The sequence below is a fragment of the Janthinobacterium sp. LS2A genome (genome assembly GCF_036543145.1).
GTDB classification, from domain to species: Bacteria; Pseudomonadota; Gammaproteobacteria; order Burkholderiales; family Burkholderiaceae_D; genus Janthinobacterium; species Janthinobacterium aestuarii.
Genome location: NZ_JAZHPB010000008.1, coordinates 204,993 through 229,712, shown reverse-complemented (window position 1 = coordinate 229,712; position 24,720 = coordinate 204,993). Strand labels below are relative to the sequence as shown.

Here is a 24,720-nt window from a genome sequence, read left to right as displayed (position 1 = left end):
AATTGCGCGCAAACACAATAATTAATAAAAAATTATTTATCGGCGAAGCAGGCAATAAATACGGCGTATGCGCCGATAAAAGGCGCGAGGGAACTGGCGCAATGGCCGGCATGTGGCGACGCCTGCCGCCAACAATAACGCGGCAACAATATTCATTTCTTGAGGGAAAATAAAAACTGGCGCGAATGCGCCAGTGGGGGATGTGTCTCCAATCCGCGACACAGGCGCCGAAGCGCCCGTGGGGATGGCTTACTTGTAGGTCTTACGCGGTGGCGACTTCGGACGCGGTGGCGCAGGCTTGCGCTCCGTCGTGCCATCGTCCAGGCTGATGCGCAGCTTCTGGCCCGAGACCACGACCGATTTCAGGTGGTCGAGGATTTCCGGCGGCATGCCTTCCGGCAGGTCCAGCACGCTGTAGTTGTCAAAGATATCGATGCGGCCGATATGCTTGGCTTCCAGGTTCGCTTCGTTGGCGATGGCGCCGACGATATTGCTTGGCGTCACGGCGTGTTCGCGGCCCACTTCGATGCGGTAAGCCGTCACGCCTGGACGTGGGCGTTCCTTCTTCGGCGCGCGCGGCGCAGGGGCTGCGTCGCCCGCGTCCGCTGGCGCATCCTTGAACGCTGGCGCGGACTTGGCGGCGAACGGCTTGCGCGGCGCGGCTGGCGGCGCCAGGTCCGGCGCGTCGCCGTCGCGGCTGATACGCAGCTGCTGGCCCGCGACCCACACGGTTTTCAGCTGATCCAGCAATTCTTTCGGCATGCTGTCCGGCAAGTCCAGGACGCTGTAGTCGTCATAGATTTCGATGCGGCCGATGTTTTTCGAATCGATGCCCGCTTCGTTGGCGATGGCACCCACGATATTGCCTGGTTTCACGCCATGCTGATGACCGACTTCAATGCGGAAGGTCTGCATGCCGGCGTCGGCTGGACGCTGGATACGTTCCTTTTTCGGGAAGGCCGGGCGTTCGCTGCGCTCGTTGCGGTCGAAGCGGTCATTACGCTCGAAACGGTCACTGCGCTCAGGGCGGTCAAAACGGTCTTGGCGCACTGGACGGTCGTCTTGCCACGTGGCTTGCTCGCGCGCCTTGTTCTTGTCCAGCAGCAGCGGCGTATTGCCACGCGCCATCTTCGCCAGGGCAGCGGCGATTTCGATGGCGGGAATGTTTTGCTCGCGTTCGAAATCCTCAATCAGCGACTGGAACTGTTCCAGTTCGCCCAGGGCCAGGGTTTCGCTGATCTGTTCCTTGAACTTGGCGATACGCACGTCGTTGACGGCCTGGATCGTTGGCAGTTCCAGCATGCCGATCGGCTGGCGGGTCGAGCGTTCGATGGCTTTCAACAAGTTCTTTTCACGCGGGGTGATGAACAAAATCGCTTCGCCGCTGCGGCCGGCGCGGCCCGTGCGGCCGATGCGGTGGGTATAGCTTTCCGGATCGTGCGGCACGTCGTAGTTGACGACGTGGCTGATGCGCTCGACGTCCAGGCCGCGGGCGGCCACGTCGGTGGCCACGAGGATGTCGATCTTGCCATCTTTCAACTGCTGGATCGTGCGCTCGCGCTGGGCTTGCTGGATGTCGCCATTGATGGCGGCAGCCGAGAAGCCACGGGCTTGCAGCTTGCCGGCCAGCTCTTCCGTGCCCAGCTTGGTACGGGCGAAGATGATCATGCCGTCAAACGCTTCCGCTTCCAGGATGCGGGTCAACGCGTCGAGCTTGTGCATGCCCGACACCAGCCAGTAGCGCTGGCGGATGTTGTCGGCCGTGCCCGTCTTGGCGGCGACCGTCACTTCGGCCGGGTTCACCAGATAGGTCGTGGCGATGCGCTTGATGACGGAAGGCATGGTGGCCGAGAACAACGCCGTTTGATGGCCTTCCGGGGTTTCTTTCAAGATACGTTCGACGTCGTCGATAAAGCCCATGCGCAGCATTTCATCGGCTTCGTCGAGCACCAGGGTTTTCAGCTTGGACAGGTCGAGCGAACCCTTGTCCAGGTGATCGATGACGCGGCCTGGGGTGCCGACGATGACGTGCACGCCGCGGCGCAGGGCCGACAGCTGCGGGCCGTAGCTTTGGCCGCCGTAGATCGGCAGCACGTGGAAGCCGGGGATGTGGGCGGCGTACACCTGGAACGCTTCGGCGACCTGGATGGCCAGTTCGCGCGTCGGTGCCAGGACCAGGGCTTGGGGTGAGCTTTGTTTCAGATCGATGCGCGACAGGATCGGCAAGGCGAAGGCGGCGGTTTTACCCGTGCCCGTTTGCGCCTGGCCCAGCACGTCGCGGTTCGCGAGCAATAATGGAATCGTGGCCGCCTGGATAGGCGACGGTGTTTCGTAACCGACATCCTTGAGCGCGCGAATCAGCGGCTCGCTCAGGTTAAGGTCGGAAAATAAGGAAATTGGTGTATCAGACATGAAATCACTCACAAGTTCGCTCGAATCGCCCAATGCGAAAGAGTGTATCCGCTAGTTTACTCTTTACTGGACCTTACCGGGTGGAACGGGGCGGCAGAACGCCATTTTTTGCAGTCTAAAACGCAGAAAAATCGGCGATCCGCACGCAATTGGTGCAAAAACCAAGCAATATTATATGTTTTGCAATGGATATGCCGGTTTTACAAGTGTGCCTCGATATTGCTTGCCGCATCGACCGAGTGGCGCAAAAATTCCAGCAAGTCCTCGTTCAGCCGGTCCTTGTGCGTCGTCGCCAGGCCGTGCGGCGCGCCCGCATACACGAGCAGCTTGCTGCCGATGATGAGTTCGGCAGTGCGCCGCGCCGAGGCGGCAATCGGCACGATCTGGTCGTCGTCGCCATGGATCACCAGGGTCGGCACGTCGAATTTGGCCAGGTCAGCCGTAAAATCCGTCTCGGAAAATTGCTTGATGCACAGGTAGGATGCCGGCATGCCCGCCTGCATGCCTTGCCGCCAGAAACCGTCGCGCACGCCCTGCGACGGCTTTGCATCGGGCCGGTTGTAGCCATAGAAGGCCTCGCTCAAGTCCTGGAAAAACTGGCTGCGGTCGGCCTGCACGCCGGCACGGATGGCGTCAAATGTGGACAGGGGCAAGCCCAGCGGGGTTTCCGTGGTTTGCAGCATCAGCGGCGGCACGGCGCCCACGAGCACGGCGCCGGCCAGACGCCCGGTGCCATGGCGGCCGATGTAGCGCGCCACTTCGCCGCCGCCCGTCGAGTGGCCGACGAGGGTGGCGCCCGTCAAATCCAGCGCGTCGATCAGGGCGGCCAGGTCGTCGGCATAGGTATCCATGTCGTTGCCGTCAAACGGCTGGCTCGAGCGGCCATGGCCGCGCCGGTCGTGCGCGATGACGCGGTAGCCGCGCGAGGCCAGATAAAACATCTGGTCTTCCCACGCGTCGGACGACAATGGCCAGCCGTGGCTGAAGACGACGGGCGGGCCGCTGCCCCAGTCCTTGTAGTGGATCAGGGTACCGTCGGCGGTACGCAGGGTATTGCTCGATTGCAAGTCAGTGGCAGTCATGGAAAGCTCCTTGTCGGTGGACCAGCAGCCATTGTGGCCGCAATTGGCCCGCGCGCGACGCGCGCTACGCCAGGGCATTGCGGTAGAGTAAGATTGTCGCTGCTTTGCTTTCCCGTATTCACTTTTGGAGTTGTCATGCGCTTTCCCCTCGTCCTCGCCGCCAGCCTGTTCAGCACGGCCGCCCTCGCCCAACCGCTCGTGGCCGAAGCGCCTCTGCGCGCCCACCTGTCCTTCCTGGCCGACGATTTACTGGAAGGACGCGGCACGGGCCAGCGCGGCGGCGACCTGGCCGTGCGCTACCTGGAAACGCAGGCGGCCGTGGCCGGCCTGCAACCGTTGAAGGATGGCACGTACCGCCAGGCGCTGACCATCGTCGGCAGCAAGGCCTTGCCATCCAGCAAAGTCACGTTCAGCGCGGGCGGCAAGACCTTGTCTCCCGCCTTCGGCAAGGACATCGTCTTTGGCGCGGCAAATGGCCAGCAGAAAGTGGCGTTCGACGCGCCCGTCGTGTTCGCCGGCTACGGCATCCGCGCGCCAGAAGAAAACTGGGACGATTTCAAGGGCGTTGATGTAAAAGGAAAACTCGTCATCATGATGGTCAACGACCCGCAGCCCACAAGCGCCGAACCGCAGCGCTTTGCCGGCAAGTCGCTGACCTATTACGGCCGCTGGGTCTACAAGTACGAGGAAGCGCTGCGCCAGGGCGCCGCCGGCGTGCTGCTGATACACACGACCGCATCGGCTTCGTATCCGTGGTCGGTACCGGCCAACGGTTTCGGCCATGAACGCTTCAACCTGGCCGGTGCGGGCAATGCGATGGAAGGCTGGCTGCAGGAAGACATGGCGCGCACGCTGTTCCAGGCCGGCGGACAGGACCTGGACGCCTTGCGCGCGCAGGCGGAAACGCGCGCGTTCCGCCCCGTGGCCCTGAACGCCACGGTCAAGGTGGCGCTCGATAGCCAGGTACGCAGCATCGAGCAATTCAACGTGGCCGGCATCGTGCCGGGCACGGATCCGAAATTGAAGGACGAGGCCGTCATTTACTCGGCCCACTGGGACCACCTGGGCAAGGATGACGAAGGCAGCCAGCGCGCCGGGCAAAGCGACCATATCTACAACGGCGCCATCGACAACGCGTCGGGCGCGGCCGCCCTGCTGGCCATGGCGCAAGTGGCCGTAAAACAGCCGGCGCGCCGCACGCAGATCTTCCTGTGGCCGGCCGGCGAAGAAACGGGCATGCTGGGCAGCACGGCCTACACGCGCGCGCCCCTGTGGCCGCTGGCCAAGACAGCCGCCGACCTGAACCTCGACAGCATGAATTTTGTCGGCAAGACGCACGACATCGGCGTGGCCGGCGCCGAGCGCAGCAGCCTGTACGCGAGCGCCGCCAAGGTTGCCAAGCGCATGGGCCTGCGTCTGGCACCGACGATCCCCGACCTGTCCGGCGCGTTTTACCGGGCCGACCATTTTGCCTTCGCCAAGGCTGGCGTACCCGCCTTCAACGTGGGTTCGGCAGTGTTTTCCGGCGACGGCTCGTTCGACTTCGTCCAGGAGCCGAAAGCGTCGGGCGAGCGCCTGGTCGCATTTAAAAAGGACTACCACCAGGTCACCGATGAGTACAACCCGTCGTGGGACTTGTCCGGCATGGTGCAGCAGGCGCAATTTACATTGAACCTCGGCTATGAAGTGGCGAACGACAAGAATTTGCCGGTGTGGAACAAGGGCGAAGCGTTTGGGAAGGTCAAGCGCTAGGCATCATGAAAAACACCGGCCTGTGCCGGTGTTTTTACAAGCGTGCCGGCCACAATCCCGTAGGTCGGATTAGCGGCACAGCCGCGTAATCCGACAACATTGTTAGCGCCGGTGGGAATGCCGGATACGCGGCTTCAGATTGCCATGATGCGTTTCAGGTCGACGAACGCCGTTTCATACAGATGCTGAAACGCGCCGACCATGACCTCTTCCACGCCTTCGGCCGCGTCGAATTCGCTCGACCATTCGGCCACGCACTCGTTCGCGCCCGGCTCGCCCGTGACGCGCAAGGTGGAACGGTAGTTCTTGACGGGGATCGGGCCCGAGACGATGGTGTAGCTGTAGCTCTTGTCCGCTTCGCTGTAGCTTTGCAGGCGTTCGGCGATGATGGCGCCGTCCGTGGTTTTCAGGCGGCGCACGCGGCCGCCGTGCTCGGACAGGCTGGTCTTGATCGAGCTCGACCATTCAGCCAGCGACTGGAAGCCGCCGATAAAATCCCACACTCGTTCGGCGCTTGCCGCCAATGTTACAGAAACAATTACTTGGGCCATCTTTAATTCGGTTCCTCATCCAGGTTTGCCGAGCGCCGTGCCCGGCCGGCCGGAGTTGCCCGGCACAGCCGCTATTTTAGCGCCCATGCCGCTTTGCTGCTGAGCAAACTATGGCAACTGGCCAGCCTGGGGTGGCTGTCTTACAGGTTTTCCGCCAGGAAAATCAACGAATTGCCATGCGCCTGGGCGGCGGCGCGCTGCTGGTAGCTGTCGCGGTGGGTGCAGTTGAAACCGTGCTCGGCGCTTGGGTAGATATGGATTTCCACGTCTTGGCGGTCTTCGAAGCGCTCGGCGATCTTTTGCACGGCTTCCGGCGGAATATGGCTGTCCTGGCCGCCGAAATGCATGAGCAGCGGCACCTTGATCTGGTCGGCCAGGTCCAGCTTGTTCTGGATGCCGCCGCCGTAATAGGCGATGGCCGCATCGACGAGACCAGCCGCGGCCGCCTGATACGACAGCCGGCCGCCGAAGCAGTAGCCGACCGAAGCGAGCTTGCCCGTCACTTCCGGACGCGCGCGCAGGGCGGCGATGGTGGCGGCGATATCGGCGTCGGCCTGCGGATTGTCGGTGGCCTGCATCAGTTCGACGGCGCGCTTCCAGCCGTCCGCGTCATAGCCCAGCTCGATGTGCGCGCCGGCGCGCCAGAACAGGTCCGGCACCAGCACCACGTAACCATCGGCCGCATACTGGTCAGCCACGGCGCGGATGTGCTCGTTAACGCCGAAAATTTCCTGCAACAGGATAATGGCGGGGCCCTTGCCCACGTGCGGCACGGCCAGGTAAGCCTGGAAGCTGCCGTCCGGGCCGGCGATATCGATCCACTGCGAAGTTGTGCTCATAGAAAACTCCAGTCTGAGGTTGGGGGGAATGCCACAGCCAGCCATGTTACTGGTTTTTCGCGCTGTCTGCGCCTGCCCTTGGTACAGGCTCAATACATCTCGCGCAGGTAAATCACGGGACCCGATTTGAAGACGCCGAAGACGACGGTGCCGATGGTGCTGGCCAGGTAGGGATGGCTGCCCACGGAAACATCCACGCTGCCGGCCTTGCCGGCGCCGGGCGCCAGCAAGGTCAGGAGATTGGTTTGCGGCAGTGCGCCTTGCGTGACGGTGTATATCCGGTCATCAACGGCCAGCTTGCCGCAGTCCAGCGTTTTCTTGCAATTGACAAACAACACGTCCGACTTGTTCAAGGCACTGACGTTGTCGAGCAGATTCGTGACCCATTTCGTGCCGTTCCAGTACTGGACTTGCACGGCCAGCCTGACGGGCAACAACTCGGAACCATAGCCGTGGGGCACCATCCATTGCCCCGACAGCACAGTCATTCGGGCCTCGTTCTGTATCACTGCCGAGCTTGAGCTGACGACGGCGCCGCCGGGATAGGTGCTGCTGGCGCGCAAGCGCACGTCGGTAGGCGCCACCTTCAGCGGCACGCCGGCCTTGCCCGGAAAACGGTAGGCGACCATGGGAAGGGCAACGCCGAGGGTGAATTTCGCGGGCGCCACGCCGGTGATGGTGGTCTGCGCCTTCTTGCCATCGGTAAGCCGGCTGCTGCCATCGGGGGTACTCGGCGGAAAGGAAATCGTGCCCGTGGCCGCATCGAGGCCTTCGAGCAGCACGGGCGCCAGGACGCTCGGGACGCGGTCGTCATAGTTTTTGGTCGGCGTCCCGCCCAAGGCGCGCGCCGTCACGCGCATGCCTATCGCCTGCCCCGAGTAAGCGTAGCGGCCTTTTTCCCCGTCGTTGGCGCAGGTGAGCGGTGCGGCGCACGGCGTGGCGATGCCGGCGGGAGCGCCGGTTTTCACCAGTTCCGTAATGAAGTGGTGCGGGATAAACTGCACCTCCCCGCTCACGCCCGAAGCCTTGGGCAAGGCCGGCATAGCAAGGTTGGCATCCAGGTAGCCGTTGGGGTTGGCCAGATTGAAGGCGATGGTGATGGTGCCCACTTCCGGCCAGTTCATGTCGCTGCTGACAACGCTGCCATTCGTGAAGACCACGCCACCCTGCATGGCCGGCTTGGCTGGTGTGTCCGGCGCGGCGATCTCGCTGGTCGTCGGCTTGACCAGGCTGGCCAGTGTCGGCAGCGCCGTCTCCGCCGGATTTTCGTTGCCGAAGTTCGGCGTCACGGCGCCCGCGCTATTGAGCGCGCGCATGCTGACCGCCACTGCCGCGCCTGCGCGCTGGGGGTTGGCGATGGCAACGACGCTGAACGAGGCCGGCACGACGGTAACCTTGCCACTGCCCGTCATGCTCAAGCCGGCGTCGCCGGTTGTGGCCGACCCCGTATAGGTGGCCTTCAAATTCAGTTGTCCCACGTCCGCATACGACATGATGGCGGTGGCGACGCCCTGGTCGTTGAACGCCAGGTTGACGTTCGCGCCCGCCGTGCCGCAGGCGCTGGTGCTGTTCGATGCCAGTGGCACGAGCGCCCCGGTTCCCTGCACGAAAACAGGCAGGGTGCCGCTGGCGGGATTGCCATAGCTGCAAGCGAGGTTCAGGTTCTTGCTGGTACTTTTGAACAGGGGTACGCAAGCCTGCGGGGTCGCACTGGGGGGCGCCTGCACGGCGCTGATACTGAACGATTGCAGCTTGGCAGAAACATGATTGACGGGAGTGACCGTCAAGCCTGTCGCCGCAAAGCTCATGTCGCAGCTGCTGCTGTTGTCAGAAGCACGCTTGCATACGAGCGCGCCCGTGGTACCGGGCACGCTCGTCAGGCTCAGGGTGGCCGTGCCGGCCGTGTACTGGCGCACGCTGGCCGTCGCCACGCCGGTGTTGCCTATCTGCGTCGCCGTGCCGCCAGGGCTGACAGTGACATTCACGCCGTTCGTGTACTTGGCGCTGCAGGCGGCATCCGCACATGCCGTCACCGTCACCGCCTGCGGCGCGCACGTCAGGGCATTGCCCGAATGCTCGATCTGGAAATGGTGGGGCCCCGCCTGCGTACCGGGCCCGCACTTCGGACCCATCGGTTCATTGAAAGCCCAGCCGCTGTTGTTCGTCACGCAGCTACATGGATACGACGGCGTATAGGTTTTGCAAGTGATGGTTTGCTGCACCCGGCCCTGCCAGCCCAGAGTGATGTGGTCGACCTTGGCGTTGCCCGTGATATAGGCGTTGGACGAGTCGAGCGTTACCTCGCCAGCGTCCACATTGCCCTTGATGCCATTGCCCGAGGCGATCGACAAGGAATTGCTGGCTTCCACGTCGCCCGTGACGAGCAGGCCGGACGCTTTCAAGTCGATCGCCGGCGATTTCAGGTTACCCGTCACCTGGCTGCCGGAACCGATGGTCAGCGAAGTGGTCGCCGTGATATCGCCCTGGATGCGGGTATTGGCGGCCAGGATATTGACGATGGTGCCGCTGATGGGCCCGTTGATGAGCGAACCCGAGGCGATTTCCACCGGCCCCTTGGCGCTGATCCTGCCCGTCACCGTGACGTTGTTCGAGCCCATCTTGATGGCCGTGGCGGAGATATTCGCCGTAATCGTCTGTTCCTGCGCACCCAGGAAGAAAGTGCCACCCTCGGCTGTCAGGTTTCCGCCCGTCACCTTCAGGTTCGGCGGATTGATGTCCTTGATGTCGAGATTGCCCTTGACCGTCAGCGCGGCATTGCCGCTCATCGTCAAACCCTGGTTGTAGCTCATCGACAAGGAACTGTTGACCGTCACGCCATACGCGCTGCCGATGACGATGACGTCGGTAGAACCGAGCGCCAGCGAGGCGCACGTGTATTGCAAACCGTCCTGGCTCAGGCCGCAGCCGCTGACGGCGCCGCCATTGAAGTTGAGCGTGGCCGCGTGGGCAAGGGATGAGCCCAACAGCAATGTCAGGGCGGCAAAAAGGTGGAGTAAGCGCACGATATTCAGGAATCCGATCGGTGGGGAGCCAGCGGGCGCGTCGATTATTTCATGCTAACCTACGCCATCGCTGTTGTTGCATTATGGCAGTATTTATCCCCCTCGCGCATATCGCATGATCAAGCAAAGCCCCAAAGAATTTCCCCTGCGCACAGTCGACATCATCGTCTATCCCGGCTTCAAGGCGCTCGAAGCCATCGGCGCCATGAAGGTGTTTGACTATGCCAACACCCATCTGCGCCTGCGCAAGCTGCCCGGCGGCTACGACGTGCGCATCGCCTCGACGGCCATCGGCCCGGTCGAATCGGACACGCTCATGTCGCTGCACGCAAGCAAGGCGCTCGACGCCAGCCGCCTGCCCGACCTGGCCGTCATCGTTGGCTGCCATCACGTCGAGCAAGTCTTGCAGGACATCCCCGCGCTCGCCGCCTGGGTGGCCGAAGCGGCGCCGCGCATCGATACCCTGGCGGCCCTGTGCACGGGCTGCTTCTTCCTGGCCGAAGCCGGTGTGCTCGACGGCAAAAGCGCCGCCACGCACTGGAGCGCCGTGGACAGCCTGCGCCAGCGCTATCCATTGATACAGGTCAATGCCGATGCGATTTTCGTGCGGGAAGGGAAATTCTGGACGTCGGCCGGCGTGACGGCCGGCGTCGACCTGGCGCTGGCCCTGGTGGAAGACGATTTCAGCCGCGATATCGCGCTGGAAGTGGCGCGCGACCTGGTCGTGTATTTGAAGCGGCCCGGCGGCCAGTCGCAGTTTTCCGTGCACCTGTCGAGCCAGATGACGACGCATCCGACCATCCGCCAGTTGCAGGGCTGGATCATGGAGCATCTTGCCGAAGAACTCACCGTGCCGCTGCTGGCGGCCAGGCTGGCCATGAGCGAACGCAATTTTACGCGCGTGTTCCAGCGCGAAACGGGCACCAGCCCCACGGAATTCATCGACACGGCCCGCTTCGAAGTGGCGCGCCGTTTGCTGGAAGACAATGTATCTTCCTTAAAACAGGTGGCCGTGCAGGCGGGCTTGCATAGCGAGGACAGGCTGCGCCGCCTATTCCAAAAGAAACTCGCCATCACGCCGCGCGACTATCGCGAGCGCTTTTCCAGCACGGCGCGCTAGCAGGTCAGCGCGGCTTGCCGTGACGCACGTGGCGCGTGGCCAGCTGGCGGCTCTGCAGGGCCAGCGGCGTAAACAGGAGTGCGCACAGCAGATACGTCGCCAGCAGCGCCAGCCAGATGGCGGGCGTTGCAAGGCTGGCGGCATTGCTCCACCACAAGGCCAGCAGGGAAGACAGGGCCGCGCCGAGGAAGACGGGCAGCATGCGGCGCAAGGTCGCGAGATAGGCAGTGGCAAACATGGACGGCTCCCAAAGCAAGGCGGATGTCTTCACACTAGCAGGGGCAGGCAGCGAAGTACAGCGTGCCGCCCTGCCCCGTCCGTCAAGTGTTGCGCAATGAGTACAGTCCGATAAGATTAATACAATACGATTAATACAGGACCACGGAACGGATCGATTCGCCGCTCTTCATCAGGTCGAAGCCCTCATTGATGCGTTCGAGCGGCAAACGGTGCGTGATCAGGTCGTCGATATTGAGCTTGCCTTCCATATACCAGTCGACGATTTTCGGCACGTCCGTGCGTCCCCGCGCGCCGCCGAAGGCCGAACCGCGCCATTCGCGCCCCGTCACCAGCTGGAATGGACGGGTGGAAATTTCCTGGCCCGCCGCCGCCACGCCGATGATGAAGGACTTGCCCCAGCCCTTGTGCGTGCACTCGAGCGCCTGGCGCATCAAGGTCGTGTTGCCCACGCATTCGAACGAATAATCAGCGCCGCCGTCCGTCAGCTGCACGATGGCGTCGACGACGTTTTCCACTTCGTTCGGGTTGATAAAATGCGTCATGCCGAACTTGCGCGCGATGGCCTGGCGCGCCGGGTTGATGTCGATACCGATGATCTTGTCGGCACCGACCATTTTCGCCGCCTGGATCACGTTCAGGCCGATGCCGCCCAGGCCGAACACGGCCACGTTGGCGCCCGCTTCCACCTTGGCCGAGAACAGGACGGCACCCACGCCCGTCGTCACGCCGCAGCCGATGTAGCACACCTTGTCGAATGGCGCGTCTTCGCGGATCTTCGCCAAGGCGATTTCCGGCACGACGATGTAGTTCGAGAACGTGGACGTGCCCATGTAATGGAACAGGGGCTGGCCATTGAGCGAGAAGCGGCTGGTCGCGTCCGGCATCAGGCCGCGGCCCTGCGTGGAACGGATGGCCTGGCACAGATTCGTCTTTTGCGACAGGCAGAACTTGCACTGGCGGCATTCCGGCGTGTACAGCGGGATGACGTGGTCGTCCTTTTTCAGGGTCGTCACGCCCGGGCCCACGTCGACGACGACGCCGGCGCCTTCATGGCCGAGGATGGCAGGGAAGATGCCTTCCGGATCGGCGCCGGACAAGGTGTAGTAATCGGTATGGCAAATGCCCGTGGCTTTCAGCTCGACCAGTACCTCGCCGGCGCGCGGGCCGGCCAGGTCGACTTCTTCGATGGTCAGCGGGGCGCCCGCCTTCCAGGCAATCGCGGCTTTGGTTTTCATGTGTGTCATTCCTGCTCGGTTTCAGATGCGCCATTATCGGGCGCTGGCGGGCGCGATGGCGCGGCTGGCCACGCGCTTGTCTGAAAACGCGGCGCATTTGTCCGATGGCGCCGCACGTTTGCGCCAACGCAAACCTACAGGCACAAAGACGCGCATTCTTGGCACAGGCTCCCCGATTGAGCCGCCGTTGCGCCGTTCCCGCAGGAGACCGACATGCGCCATATCCTTTCCCGCTTTCCCCGGCCCTGGCTGGCCCTGCTGCTGGCATGCTGTTTGGCCCTGCTGGCCGGCTGTGGCGGCGGTGGCGACGACGATCCCGCGCCTGGCCCCACCACCGGCAGCCTGACGGTCAGCATCGGCGGCTTGCCGGCCGGCGTGGCGGGCGCCGTCACGGTGACGGGACCTGCGTCCTACAGCAAGACATTGACGGCGAGCGCCACGCTCACGGATCTGGCGCCCGGCGCCTATACGCTCAACGCCGCCAGCGTGACACAAGGCACGGGACCGCTGGCGCCCACGCCCGTCACGCAGCAGGTGCAAGTCAATGCGGGGGCGACGGCCAGCGCCAGCGTCCTGTATGCGGCGGCCACGCCGCTGACCCTGGGCCTGCAGGAGGTGGCCAGCGGCTTGAGCGTGCCCATCTTCCTTACGGCGCCGCCCGGCGACAGCCGTTTGTTCATCCTCGAACGGGCCGGCCGCATCCGCGTAGTGCAGAACGGCACTCTGCTGGCCACGCCCTTCCTCGACATCAGTACGCTCACCACCACCAGCGGCGAACGGGGTTTGCTGTCGATGGCCTTCCATCCGCAATACGCCAGCAATGGCTATTTCTTCCTGTATTACACCAACCTGGCTGGCGATATCGTCATCGAGCGCCGGCAGGTGTCGGCCGGCAACGCCAACATGGCCGATCCCCTGTCAGCGCTGACCATCCTGACGATCCCCCACCCCACGTTCAGCAACCATTATGGCGGCCTGCTCAGCTTTGGGCCGGACGGCTATCTGTATGCGGGCACGGGCGATGGCGGCGGCGCGGGCGACCCGCCACGCAACGCGCAAAACACGAATGTCCTGCTGGGCAAGCTGCTGCGCCTGGACGTCAACGCCAGCAGCGCCGCCCAGCCGTACGCCATTCCGCCCGGCAACCCGTTTGCCACGGCAGGCGGGCGTCCTGAAATCTGGGCCTACGGCTTGCGCAACCCGTGGCGCTATGCCTTCGACGTGCCAGCCCAACTGCTGTACATCGCCGATGTGGGCCAGGCCAATCTGGAAGAAGTCGACGTGCGTCCCGTGGGCCAGGCGGGCAACAACTATGGCTGGAACATCATGGAGGGCACGCAGTGCTACAACAGCACCAGTTGCAACCAGGCGGGGCTGGTCTTGCCCGCCATCACGTACAACAACGATACGGCCAACGGCTGCTCAATCACGGGCGGCTATGTGTACCGGGGAGCGGCCTTGCCGGAACTGGCGGGGCAATACCTGTATTCGGATTACTGCAGCGCCTGGCTGAAGAGTTTCAGCTACAGCAATGGCACGGCATCGGCCGTGAAAGACTGGGGCATCACGAACGTGGGCAACATCCTGTCGTTCGGCCAGGATGCGCAAAACGAGCTGTACATGCTGAGCGGCACGGGCAAGGTGTACAAGATTGTACGCAAATAAGCGTACGCAAAAAGGTGGGCCAATGAGGTGGGCCAATGAGCATGTGCAAGCAGTCATGGCGACGCACGCCTGAGGCCGCGTTTTTCGACGGGGCGCGGGGAACCGGCTAGAATTGGTTTTTCCGCCGCGCCCTGCGCACCAGCCCAAGAGAACACCATGGCCCGTTTGAAACTTGAATTTCCCGAAGACCAGTACTGCTATTCCTCGCAACTGACGGTACGCACGACGGACATCAATGCCGGCAACCATCTCGGCAACGATTCCATGATTTCCATGATTTCCGAGGCGCGCGCCCGCTTCCTGTTCGAATATGGCGTGCGCGACATCGAAGCGGACGGCACCGGTATCATCGTCACCGACCTGGCCACCACCTACCGCGCCGAAGCCCATGCGCGCGACCAGTTGCTGTTCGAAGTGGGCGTCATGGATTTCAACAAGTATGGCGGCGACATCACCTTCCGCATCACGCGCCCGCGCGACAACACCCTGATCGCGATGGCCAAGTCCGGCTTTGTCTTCTTCAACTACAAGCGCAGCCAGGTCGTGCCCATGCCGGAAGAGTTCGGCAGCAAGTTCCCGCAGGTGAACTGGATCGATTGACAGCAGCTCGATGCCGCCATGCTGTATCCTTGCCAGGAAGATAATTAATTCTGGAGCGGCATGCAATCAGCAATAACGGCAAGACTGTGCCTGGCCCTGGCGTTGCTGGGCGTCTTGCCATGCGCCCTGGCCGCGCCGCAAACCGTCACGCTGTACGGCGATGATGACTACGCGCCGTACAGCTATGTGGAAAATGGTGTCTTCAAGGGCATGTATATCGACATCCTGCGCCAGGCGGCGGGCACGATGCCCGGCTACCGGCTGGAATTGCAGCCGCGCCCCTGGAAACGGGGGCTCGACGCGCTGGAAAAAGGCCAGGTTTTCGGCCTGTTTCCGCCCGGACGCAAGACGGAACGCTCGTACGTGCAACCATATTCGGCCGTGCTGCACCGCGAATCGGTGGTGCTGTTTTGCCATGACGCCGTCATGCGCACGCCGCGCACGCACTTCCCGACCGACTTTGCGGGTCTGACCATTGGCGTCAACACGGGTTTTTTGCTGTCGGAAAAGTTGATGGCGCCAGCCCGCCAGGGGCTGCTGCGCCTGGAAGCGGCCAAGGGGAATGAAGCGAACCTGAAGAAACTGGCCCTGCGGCGCATCGATTGCTACGCCAGCGACCGCGGCGCGGCACGCCACACGGCACGCCAGCTTCAAGAGGAACTGGCCGGCTACGGTTTTCAATTGCGCGAAGTGCTGGAATTGTCGTCCGAAGCCACCTACATCGCCTACAGCGCGCGCAACACGCCCGCCTACAAGGCCGATTTCATCGAGAAGATGAATGCCGCCCTGCTCGCCATGCGGCAGAACGGCGAGCTGGCGCGCATCGAAGGCGCTTACCTGCGCTGATTTACTACTTGCTCACTACTTGCGCGCGTGGCGTTTCACCTTGACGCCAAAGGTATCGGAAAACCAGTCATCGATCATCAGCTTTTCATAGCGCAACTTTTCATTGCTGAAGTAAGGATTGATGCGGCTCAGGTATGACATATCGGACAGGGCCGCATTGCCGCTGCTGATGACCTTGCCATCCTGTTCCAGCACATACTGCAAGCGCATGCGCGGCCAGTCGACCCGGCCATTCATGACACGGATATCATGGCCGGCACGCAGTGAAGGATTTTCACGTCCCGCCAGGTCCACATCCGTGACGTCGATTTTCAAGGTCCGCCCGGGCGGCAGCGCCGTACCCAGCTTCTCGAAATGCCGGGTCAGCTCCTTCAGTACGTCTTCCCGTTCGTTCGGATCGAACGGCACATCCGTGAATTGATCCGGTTTGCTGAAATGCACTTCGGTTCCTGCCCAGGCCGCGCTGCTGGCCAGCAAGGCCAGGCCGGCGATCAGGACGCGCGTTGTCTTCTTTTTCATGATGTAATCCTTTCAGGAAAAATATGGGTGGCGCATGAGCCACTTTTTATCCGATTCACTATACCCCCATGCGCCGCCGTTCAAAGCGAAATTCATACCTTGTTACCTTTTCCTACGGCAACTCTGACAAGACCGGCCGCCGACTTTTTTGCAGATTCATTGGCAATATTAATTAAAACAAAGTATTGTCTTGAAAATATAGTTGCCTAAGCGATAAAGTATAGATAGTGTCGGCAGCACGGATTTAAAGTGCTTTTTTAGCACGTGTGTTGCATGATTTTAGTCAATTGTTCTTGCTTATTGTTAATACTTAGCTGTCAGTCTACAATCGACAAAATGCGCCCGAAAAACGCGCAACGCCGGTCATGGCGCACAGGAATTCCTGGCGCGGGCGTCTCAGCATTGCGTCAGTTATGCCTTTTAGCGGAACTCGCCCTTATGTCATTTTTGTCTTCAGCATCGCCCAAGTTACCTCCCTGGAAAGTCCTGCTCGTCGATGATGAACCCGACATCCACGACATCACCAAACTGACGCTGAGCCGTTTCCGCCTCGAAGGCCGCGCGCTGAGCTTCGTGCACGCGTACAGCGGCGCCGAAGCCAAGCAGGTGCTGGCGCGCGAAGAAGGCATCGCGCTCGTCTTCCTCGACGTGGTGATGGAACGCGAAGACAGCGGCCTGGAAGTGGCGCGCTGGATGCGCGAAGACCTGGGCAACCAGTTTACGCGCATCGTGCTGCGCACGGGACAGCCGGGACAGGCGCCGGAAGAACGGGTGATCGTCAACTACGACATCAATGACTACAAGGAAAAGACGGAACTGGACCGCACCAAGCTGTTCACCACCACCTTTGCCGCCCTGCGCGCCTACCGCGACATCATGAAGGTGGAAGAAGCGCGCCAGGCCCAGCTCCATTACCGAGAAGGACTCGAGCGCGTCATCGCCGCCTCGGCGCACATCTTCAAGCAGCGCAACCTGCGCGACTTCGCCAGCGGCCTGCTGCAGCAAGTCGTCGCCCTGCTGCGCCTGGAAACGAGCATGCTGCTGCGCCTGCGCGGCGCCAGCGCCATCACGGGCGAGCAAGACTATGAAATCCTCGCGCAGATCGGCGACCATGAAGCCGATGGCGGCATCCTCAGCCCGTCCCTGCTGTCGCAACTGGACGATGCCAAGAGCAACAAGATTTCGCGCCTGCATGGCGACACCTATGTCGGCTATTTCCCGAACAGCAGCGGCAAGGCGTCCTTGCTGGTACTCAAAGGCGTGGAAGAAATCTCCGACCTCGACGCACAATTGCTGGAAGTATTCTGCTCGGGCGTGGCCATCGCCTTCGACAACATCCTGCTGACGCAGGAAATCACCGATACCCAGGCCGAGCTGATCCTGCGCCTGGGCGACGTGGTCGAATCGCGCTCGCACGAAGGCGGCAACCACGTGCGCCGCATGGCCGAAGTGTGCCAGCTGCTGGCGCAGGCGTCCGGCATGTCGGAAGAAGAAACCATGGTGCTGCGCCACGCGGCGCCCATGCACGACATCGGCAAGATTTCCACGCCCGACGCCGTGCTGCTCAAACCGGGCAAGCTCGATGCGGCCGAATGGGAAATCATGAAGCAGCATCCGACGGTGGGCATGTCCATCCTCGACGGCTCGCAGCGCCCGCTCCTGAAGGCAGCGGCCGTGATCGCCCACCAGCACCATGAAAAATTCGACGGCAGCGGCTACCCGCAAGGCCTGGTCGGCGAAAACATCCACAAATACGCACGCATCGCCGCCGTCGCCGACGTCTTCGACGCCCTCATGCACAAGCGCTGCTACAAGGACGCCTGGCCACTCGAGCGCGTGGTCAGCTACCTGCGCGAAGTGAGCGGCAGCCACCTCGATCCGCAGTATGTGGAGTTGCTGATTGCGAATCTGGATGAGGCGCTGGCGTTGAATCAGCGCTTCCCGGATTAGCAGATCAGAGCCAAGTGCCTCCGAGCGATACGCACGCCAGCAAAATACGCTTCGGCCCAAGCCCCCAACACGGGCACTCCGGGCCAAGCGGGCCTGAAAAATGTCGAGGGCAAGGCGCAGCGACGCAGACAGTACGCATGTACGGCAAGGAGCTGCAACGCCGCCATCGGCATTTTCTCAGGCCCGCGTCTCCGGCCCGCCGTTTTTGGCCGCCGGCGTCGGATTACGGCCTGCGGCCTAATCCGACCTACGTGGCTCCAGCGGGAAGCGTATCTTGTAATGCAATCCCATGCCTGGCGCACTAACCACCTTCACCGTCCCTCCCAGCGGCCCCGTCACCAGGTTGTACAGGATATGCGCGCCGAGTCCGCTGCCGCCCGAGCCCCGCTTCGTCGTGAAAAAGGGGTCGAACAGCTGTGCCAGGGTGGCGCTGTCCATGCCCATGCCATCGTCGCTGTAGTCAAGTTCCAGCATGTCGCCCGCCGTCCTGGCGGACAGCTTGATCTTGCCCGGCTCGCCTTCGGCAAAGCCGTGCACCAGTGAATTGACCACCATGTTCGTGACGATCTGCGAGACGGCGCCCGGATAGCTGCGCAGCTGCACCTCGGGCGCGCAATCGATCTCCACTTTGACCGGCTTGCCCTTGAGTTTGGGCTGCAGGGACAGCAGGACTTCATCAAGGTATTTGCGCAAATTAAAGCTGCGCAATTCGTCCGACGACTGGTCCACGGCCACCTGCTTGAAGCTGCGCACCAGCGCCGCGGCGCGCTGCGTGTTCGTCGTCATGATGCGCAGGGTCTGGTCGATGATGTCGAAGAATTGCCGCAAGCCGTCCTCGTCGAGCTGGCCGCCTTCCAAGTCTTCGCGCGTGAGTTTCAATTCCTGCACCAGGTGGCTGGTGGCCGTGACGCAAATACCCAACGGCGTATTGATTTCATGCGCCACGCCCGCCACCAGGCGCCCCAGGGACGCCAGCTTTTCCTGGCGCACCAGTTCCGACTGCGCTTCCTGCAAGGCGCTCAGGGCGCTGTTCAGGGCCGCGTTCTGTTCTTCCAGCGCTTCCTTGGCCTGGCGCATGGCGCTGTCGGCCTGGATGCGGGCCATCGCCACGGCCACGTGGCTGGCCATGAAGGCCAGCACGTCCAGTTCCGCCTGGCCATACACGACGGATTCGTCATAGCTTTGCACGATGATCACGCCATATTTGCGCTCGCCCAGCAGCATGGGCGCGCCCATCCAGCTGGCGATACCGACATTGCCCAGCGGTTCGTCCATCTCGCCGCTGGCCACCAGCGCCGCATAGCTGCTGGCATCGAGCAGGCAAGCCTTGCGCCGCGCCAGCACGTACGAACTCATGCCGATGCCGTAATGAAAGCGTTTCACGGGCGCCTGCGCATCCTTCTCGTCGACAAAATACGGGATCGTGATGTCCTTGTTGTCCGGGTGGTACAGGGCGATCAGGAAATTCTTGGCCGTCACCAGTTCGCTGATGATGGCGTGCAGGCGCGCATACAGGGTCGTCGCGTCGGCCGCCTGCGCCGACAGGTTGGCGATTTCATACAGCGCATGCTGGAGGTTTTCCGCGCGGCGCCGCTCGGCCACCTCGTGCGCCAGCAGGGCCGTGCGCTCCTGCACCGCCTTTTCCAGCCTGTCCATGCTTTGCATGCCTTGCAGGGCGCTCGACACGTGGGTGGCGATCAGCGCGAACAGGGCCTGGTCTTCCAGGCTGAAGCGGTGCTGCGCGTCATAGCTTTGGATGACGATGGCGCCCAGCACCTGGTGCTGCTGGTCCAGCAGCGGACAGCCGATCCAGTGCTCGGCCGCCGTGCCGCCGCCCCAGGCGCCGCCGCCGATGGCGCGCATGGCGTCGTCGTCGGCCGTCATCACCAGCTGCTTGCGGTTGACGATGACCCACGCCGTGGGCGACTGCGCGGCGCTGGCCAGGCGCACGCCCTCGTCCGGGTCGGGCGCGGCGTCGAATTCATCGACAAAATACGGAAAGCGCACGAGGCCGTCGTCATGGTCGCTGAGCGCCACGTAAAAGTTCGCCGCATACATGATGCGTCCCAGCGCCGCATGCACCGCCTGCAGGAATTCGCTGATATCGCTGCAGGTGCTCGAGCGCTGCCCGATTTCCAGCAACACGGTTTGAACGGCTTCCAGACGGCTGAGACGGCTTTCCATGGGTGACTATGTACCTTGTGCAAGTATATGTTCTGAAAATCAATATTATCAGTTCAGCCCGGCCTTGGCACGGCATAAAACGGAGAATCTTGCCTTGAGGCAGAGCAACGCACGCCACGCGCACATTTGCCACGCTGGCAATACAGTGGCAGACTAGGCCCCTTCCTACAGACCAGACCGTCCTCATGACCGCCACGCTACGCGCCTCGCTTCGTCCCTATACCCTCGCCGGCCTGCTGGCCTTTGCCGCGCTGGGCATGCCGCCGCTGTGCGCCGCGCCAGCCAAGGCGCCGGCGGCGGAAACGGCCGATGGCGGACGCTATTTCGGTCCCCTCGTCGCGGGCAAGATGCATGGCCAGGGCCGGCTCGAATACGCGAGCGGCGCGTTCTACGAAGGGGGCTTCGCGCGCGGCGTGTTTTCCGGCCAGGGCAAGCTGCGCCAGGCTTCGGGCGTCGAATACACGGGCGCCTTCCGCCAGGGCGCCTTCGATGGCATCGGCCGCTACACCTCGCCCAAGGGCGAGATTTATGCGGGCAACTTCGTCAAGGGCAGCTTCGAGGGACAAGGCCGCTTCCAGGGCGCCGATGGCGCCACCTTCGAAGGCCACTTCAAGCACTGGCGCCCGCACGGCGCCGGCAAACTGACCGACACGGACGGCACCGTCTTCGAAGGCGACTTCGTCCAGGGCCAGGTGCAAGGCAAGGCCAAGGTCACCACCAGCGACGGCATCCACTACGAAGGCGAGCTGAAAGACTGGAAATTCGAAGGTGAAGGCGTGCTGCGCACGGCCGACGGCGACGAATACCGGGGCGGCTTCAAGAATGGCCAGTTCGACGGCAAGGGCGTGCTGCGCTACGCCGTGGCGCAAGCGGACGGCCGGCGCGAAGACAGCGGCAACTGGACGGAAGGCCAGTTGGACGACCCGGCCCTGGACAAGCTCACGCGCGACAATATCGAACTGGCCCTGTACAACCAGCGCACCCTGCTCGACGGCGCCCTGGCCCGCATCGCGCCGCGCGATGCGGCGAAAAAGATCAATCTGTATTTGCTGGGCGTGGCCGGCGATGGCGCGCAGGAAGTGTTCCACCGCGAAACGGCCTTCGTGCAGCGCCAGTTCGACCGCGATTACGGTACCGTGGGCCGCTCCTTGATGCTGGTCAACAGCCGCAACACGGTGGCCCAGCAGCCGATGGCCACGCGCACCAGCATCGCGGCCAGCCTCGACGCGCTGGGCGCCAAGATGGACAAGGCCAACGACATCCTGTTCCTGTTCCTCACCAGCCACGGCTCGCCCGAGCACGAACTGGCGCTGGCGCAAAACGGCATGGACTTGCACAGCCTGCCCGCGCAGGAGCTGGCTTCCATGCTCAAGCACAGCGGCATCCGCTGGAAAGTCATCGTGATCTCGGCCTGCTATGCGGGCGGCTTCATTGCGCCCTTAAAAGATGACAATACCCTCATCATCACGGCCGCGCGCAGCGACCGCACCTCGTTCGGCTGCGACGACCAGAACGATTTTACGTATTTCAGCGAAGCGTATTTCAAGGAAGCCTTGCCGAAGAGCGCTGGCTTTGCCGAAGCGTTCGACAAGGCCAAAGTGCTGGTGCAGGCGCGCGAAGCGGCCGACTTTAACGAAGGCGGCATGGAGGCGGAAGAGCATTCCGAGCCGCAACTGTTCCAGGGCAAGGCCATCGCCGCGCAGCTGAAGGCGTGGCGCGCCCAGCCGCGCTGACATGGGCACGGCCTTCTTTCTTTCTGTACAATAGCCGTCACCATGCGCCGATTCTTCCTCATTTTTCTGCTGTTCGTGCTTCCGCTCCAGATGTCCTGGGCCGCGGCGAGCGCGTATTGCCTGCACGAGGAAGGCAAGGCGGCGCAGCACCTGGGTCACCACAGCCATCAGCACAAGGCAGATGCGGACAAGCAGCCTGCCGGCGACAAAAAAGTGGCGGACCAGCAGAAAAAAGGCCAGCCGCACAGCGACTGCAACGTCTGCCACGGCATCGGCCATGCATGGCTGCCAGCCGGCTCCAGCCTGCCCATCGGCGACACGGCCTCCGTCAACGCGGACACCTCCCCCTTCTTTTACGCTTCCCACATCCCGGACGCTCCCAAGCGCCCTGACTGGTCGTCGGCCATCTAGGCCGACGGGACGTTTCAATCACTTATCGCAGTAAGTCAGGCGCAGGCCTGCGCGTCCCGTCGAATTCTTTTTCCGTACCTTGGAGAATTCGATGCACCGATTCATTTTCTTGCTATCCGCTGGCCTGCTGGCCGGCAACCTTGCCCACGCGCAATCTGGCGTGGAACCCGCCGCACCGTTGACCCTGCCCGCCGCGCTGGCGCTGGCCGAGGGCGGCAACGCCACCCTGTCCGCCGCCCGCCACGAACTGGCGGCGCAGGGCGGCGCCCTGCAACAGGCACGCGCCCTGCCCAATCCGGAACTGCAAACCGTGCTGGAAGACACGCGGCGCGCCACGCGCAGCACCACGGTGCAACTGAACCAGCTCATCGAACTGGGCGGCAAACGCGGGGCGCGCGCCGCCGTTGCCCAGCGCGGCGCAGACCTGGCGCAAGCGGGCCTGTCAATGCAGCAAGCCGACACGCGCGCCGCCGTCACGAGTGCCTTTGTCGACGTGCTGGCCGCGCAGGAAGGCTTGCGCCTGGCCGACAGCGCGCAAGCCCTGGCCGCGCGCGCCAGCGACATCACGGCGCGCAGGGTAACGGCCGGCAAGGCTTCGCCCGTCGAGGAAACGCGCGCCAGGGTCGCCGAAGCGAGCGTGCGGCTGGAACTGAACCTGGCTCGCAGCACCTTGGCCAGCGCCCGCAAGCGCCTGGCCGCCCTGTGGGGCAACGCCACGCCGCGCTTCAGCGTCGCGGAAGGACGGCTGGAAACCTTGCCGGCGCTGCCACCGGCCAGCGAACTGGCGGCGCGCCTGGAGCAAGCCCCGGCCGTGCGCCAGGCGCAAAGTGCGCTGGCCCAGCGGCAAGCCATGCTCGACGTGGAACAGCGGCGCGCCACGCCCGACGTCACGGTGAGCATCGGCATGAAGCGCTCGGAAGAGCTGGGCCGCAGCCAGGCCATCATCGGCCTGGCCTTGCCGCTGCCCCTGTTCGACCGCAATGCGGGCAACAAGCTCGACGCCCTGCGCCGCAGCGACAAGGCCAGCGACGAGCTGGCCGCCGCCCGCATCGCCGTGCAAGCGGACGTGGCCGCCGCCACCGAACGCCTGGCCACGGCCCGGCTCGACGTGGAAAGCTTGCGCCAGGACATCTTGCCTGGTGCCCAAAGCGCCTATGACGCGGCCAGCAAAGGTTTCGAGTTCGGCAAGTTCGCCTTCCTCGACGTGCTCGATGCCCAGCGCACCTTGCTGCAAGCCAAAAACCAATACCTGCGCGCGCTGACGGAAGCGCAACACGCCGCCGCCGACATCGAGCGCCTGCTGGGTACACCAGCTCCTTTGTAAGGAACACCAGCCATGCACATCACACTCAACAAAAAGCAGGCGGTCGCCATCGCTTCCATCGCGGCCGCCGGCATCGTGCTGGCCTTTCTGATCCTCGGCACCGGCAAGTCCAGCGCCCCTTCGGTCCCTGCCGTCAAGGCGGAAGCACATGCGGAAAAGAAAGACGAACACGGCCACGAAGAAGTGGAAGGCAAGCTGGAATTGACGGCGGCGCAAAGCAAGGCAGCCGGCGTCGTCATCGCCATGGCCGCGCCCGGCCGCATCAAGACGACGGTCGCCCTGCCCGGTGAAATCCGTTTTAATGAAGACCGCACGGCCCACGTCGTGCCGCGCCTGGCCGGCGTGGTCGAAACGGTGCAAGCGGACCTGGGCCAGCTGGTCAAGAAGGGACAAGTGCTGGCCGTCATCGCCAGCACGGAATTGTCGGAACAGCGCAGCGCGCTGCTGTCGGCGCAGCGGCGCTTGTCGCTGGCCCGCTCCACGTATGAGCGCGAGGAAAAACTGTGGCTCGAGAAAATTTCGGCCGAACAGGATTATCTGCAGGCGCAGCAGGCGTGGCGCGAAGCGGAAATCGCCGTGCAGAACGCGCAGCAAAAGCTCAGCGCGCTGGGCGCCACGAGTACCAGCAAAGGTCCGCTGAACCGCTACGACATCCGCGCGCCGTTCGATGGCATGGTGCTGGAAAAACACATCACCCTGGGCGAGGCCGTCAAGGAAGACGCGAATATCTTCGTCATTTCCGACCTGTCGACCGTGTGGGCGGAAATCGCCGTGCCGGCGAAAGACCTGGCCACCGTGCGCATGGGAGGCAAGGCGGAGGTGAAAGCGTCCGCGTTTGACGCCAGCGCACAAGGCACGATCACCTACGTGGGCGCGCTGCTGGGCGAGCAGACGCGCACGGCCAAGGCACGCATCAGCTTGCAAAACCCCGACATGGCCTGGCGCCCGGGCCTGTTCGTCACGGTGGAAGTGGTGTCCGGCGAAGCGGACGCGCCCGTCACCGTGCACAGCACGGCCATCCAGACGGTGGAAGACAAGCCCGTCGTCTTCGTGCAGGTAAAAGACGGCTACCAGGCCACGCCCGTGGTGCCGGGCCGCAGCGATGGCACATTGACGCACATCAAGCAGGGCCTGGCAGCCGGCACGCCGTACGCGGCGCAAGGCAGTTTTGTCCTGAAGTCCGAGCTGGGCAAAGACTCCGCCGGCCACGAACACTGATCACGTCAAACGAAAG

Annotated in this window: 19 protein-coding genes; 10 read left to right on the top strand and 9 right to left on the bottom strand. The window is 63.1% G+C overall.

Going from position 1 to position 24,720, the window contains the following annotated elements; all coding sequences use genetic code 11:
• Window positions 1-249: 249 nt before the first annotated feature.
• Together V3C40_RS22205 and V3C40_RS22200 are read right to left on the bottom strand one after the other, a co-directional pair.
• Entirely contained in the window at window positions 250-2,412 is a 2,163-nt protein-coding gene (locus V3C40_RS22205; protein WP_331778543.1) for a DEAD/DEAH box helicase, read from the bottom strand.
• Between the two features lie 200 nt (window positions 2,413-2,612).
• Window positions 2,613-3,494, bottom strand: a complete 882-nt coding sequence (locus V3C40_RS22200) for an alpha/beta fold hydrolase (protein WP_331778542.1) — start codon at window positions 3,492-3,494, stop codon at window positions 2,613-2,615.
• Between the two features lie 135 nt (window positions 3,495-3,629).
• Between V3C40_RS22200 and V3C40_RS22195 the strand changes: the two genes are divergently transcribed.
• Window positions 3,630-5,246 carry a M28 family peptidase gene (locus tag V3C40_RS22195; RefSeq protein ID WP_331778541.1) on the top strand — a complete coding sequence of 539 codons (1,617 nt, stop codon included), beginning with the start codon at window positions 3,630-3,632 and terminating at the stop codon, window positions 5,244-5,246.
• A 134-nt stretch (window positions 5,247-5,380) separates the two neighbouring features.
• Here the strand turns inward: V3C40_RS22195 and V3C40_RS22190 are convergent, their stop codons facing one another.
• The 3 genes from V3C40_RS22190 to V3C40_RS22180 all read right to left on the bottom strand — a co-directional run bounded on the left by V3C40_RS22190 (window position 5,381) and on the right by V3C40_RS22180 (window position 9,620).
• The gene (locus V3C40_RS22190) at window positions 5,381-5,797 is read right to left on the bottom strand and encodes an SRPBCC family protein (RefSeq protein ID WP_034753486.1); all 417 of its coding nucleotides are present in this window, start codon (window positions 5,795-5,797) and stop codon (window positions 5,381-5,383) included.
• A 140-nt stretch (window positions 5,798-5,937) separates the two neighbouring features.
• Entirely contained in the window at window positions 5,938-6,636 is a 699-nt protein-coding gene (locus V3C40_RS22185) for a dienelactone hydrolase family protein (protein WP_331778540.1), read from the bottom strand.
• Between the two features lie 89 nt (window positions 6,637-6,725).
• On the bottom strand, window positions 6,726-9,620 hold the full coding sequence (locus tag V3C40_RS22180; RefSeq protein WP_331778539.1) for a polymer-forming cytoskeletal protein: 2,895 nt from the start codon (window positions 9,618-9,620) through the stop codon (window positions 6,726-6,728).
• Window positions 9,621-9,774: 154 nt separating this feature from the next.
• On the opposite strand from V3C40_RS22180, the gene V3C40_RS22175 reads away from it, so the two are divergent.
• Window positions 9,775-10,779: a GlxA family transcriptional regulator gene (locus tag V3C40_RS22175; RefSeq protein ID WP_331778538.1), complete on the top strand. Its 1,005-nt coding sequence runs from the start codon at window positions 9,775-9,777 to the stop codon at window positions 10,777-10,779.
• Window positions 10,780-10,783: 4 nt separating this feature from the next.
• Here V3C40_RS22175 and V3C40_RS22170 read toward each other — a convergent pair whose 3' ends face one another.
• Entirely contained in the window at window positions 10,784-11,017 is a 234-nt protein-coding gene (locus tag V3C40_RS22170; RefSeq protein WP_034753482.1) for a hypothetical protein, read from the bottom strand.
• A 130-nt stretch (window positions 11,018-11,147) separates the two neighbouring features.
• Window positions 11,148-12,254: an S-(hydroxymethyl)glutathione dehydrogenase/class III alcohol dehydrogenase gene (locus V3C40_RS22165; RefSeq protein ID WP_035824324.1), complete on the bottom strand. Its 1,107-nt coding sequence runs from the start codon at window positions 12,252-12,254 to the stop codon at window positions 11,148-11,150.
• Window positions 12,255-12,467: 213 nt separating this feature from the next.
• On the opposite strand from V3C40_RS22165, the gene V3C40_RS22160 reads away from it, so the two are divergent.
• From V3C40_RS22160 to V3C40_RS22150, 3 genes are all read left to right on the top strand, one after another.
• On the top strand, window positions 12,468-13,919 hold the full coding sequence (locus tag V3C40_RS22160) for a PQQ-dependent sugar dehydrogenase (RefSeq protein ID WP_331778537.1): 1,452 nt from the start codon (window positions 12,468-12,470) through the stop codon (window positions 13,917-13,919).
• 156 nt (window positions 13,920-14,075) lie between these two features.
• Window positions 14,076-14,519, top strand: a complete 444-nt coding sequence (locus V3C40_RS22155) for a thioesterase family protein (protein ID WP_034753479.1) — start codon at window positions 14,076-14,078, stop codon at window positions 14,517-14,519.
• Between the two features lie 60 nt (window positions 14,520-14,579).
• Window positions 14,580-15,365 carry a substrate-binding periplasmic protein gene (locus tag V3C40_RS22150; protein WP_331778536.1) on the top strand — a complete coding sequence of 262 codons (786 nt, stop codon included), beginning with the start codon at window positions 14,580-14,582 and terminating at the stop codon, window positions 15,363-15,365.
• Between the two features lie 15 nt (window positions 15,366-15,380).
• Here V3C40_RS22150 and V3C40_RS22145 read toward each other — a convergent pair whose 3' ends face one another.
• Window positions 15,381-15,884 (bottom strand): DUF3016 domain-containing protein, encoded by a 504-nt coding sequence (locus V3C40_RS22145; RefSeq protein ID WP_331778535.1) that lies wholly within the window; start codon window positions 15,882-15,884, stop codon window positions 15,381-15,383.
• 438 nt (window positions 15,885-16,322) lie between these two features.
• Here V3C40_RS22145 and V3C40_RS22140 point away from each other — a divergent pair, with 438 nt between their 5' ends.
• Window positions 16,323-17,834: a DUF3369 domain-containing protein gene (locus V3C40_RS22140; RefSeq protein ID WP_034753476.1), complete on the top strand. Its 1,512-nt coding sequence runs from the start codon at window positions 16,323-16,325 to the stop codon at window positions 17,832-17,834.
• A gap of 237 nt (window positions 17,835-18,071) precedes the next feature.
• Here V3C40_RS22140 and V3C40_RS22135 read toward each other — a convergent pair whose 3' ends face one another.
• Window positions 18,072-20,018, bottom strand: coding sequence for a GAF domain-containing sensor histidine kinase (locus V3C40_RS22135; protein WP_034753475.1), 1,947 nt, complete (start codon window positions 20,016-20,018; stop codon window positions 18,072-18,074).
• A 185-nt stretch (window positions 20,019-20,203) separates the two neighbouring features.
• On the opposite strand from V3C40_RS22135, the gene V3C40_RS22130 reads away from it, so the two are divergent.
• The 4 genes from V3C40_RS22130 (at window position 20,204) to V3C40_RS22115 (ending at window position 24,704) form a co-directional block, all read left to right on the top strand.
• On the top strand, window positions 20,204-21,751 hold the full coding sequence (locus tag V3C40_RS22130) for a C13 family peptidase (protein ID WP_331778534.1): 1,548 nt from the start codon (window positions 20,204-20,206) through the stop codon (window positions 21,749-21,751).
• Window positions 21,752-21,793: 42 nt separating this feature from the next.
• Window positions 21,794-22,162 carry a cation efflux protein, CzcI family gene (gene czcI, locus V3C40_RS22125; RefSeq protein ID WP_319992239.1) on the top strand — a complete coding sequence of 123 codons (369 nt, stop codon included), beginning with the start codon at window positions 21,794-21,796 and terminating at the stop codon, window positions 22,160-22,162.
• A gap of 91 nt (window positions 22,163-22,253) precedes the next feature.
• Complete coding sequence (locus tag V3C40_RS22120) at window positions 22,254-23,486, top strand: TolC family protein (protein WP_331778533.1); 1,233 nt, start codon at window positions 22,254-22,256, stop codon at window positions 23,484-23,486.
• A 12-nt stretch (window positions 23,487-23,498) separates the two neighbouring features.
• Window positions 23,499-24,704, top strand: coding sequence for an efflux RND transporter periplasmic adaptor subunit (locus V3C40_RS22115; protein WP_331778532.1), 1,206 nt, complete (start codon window positions 23,499-23,501; stop codon window positions 24,702-24,704).
• Window positions 24,705-24,720: the final 16 nt, after the last annotated feature.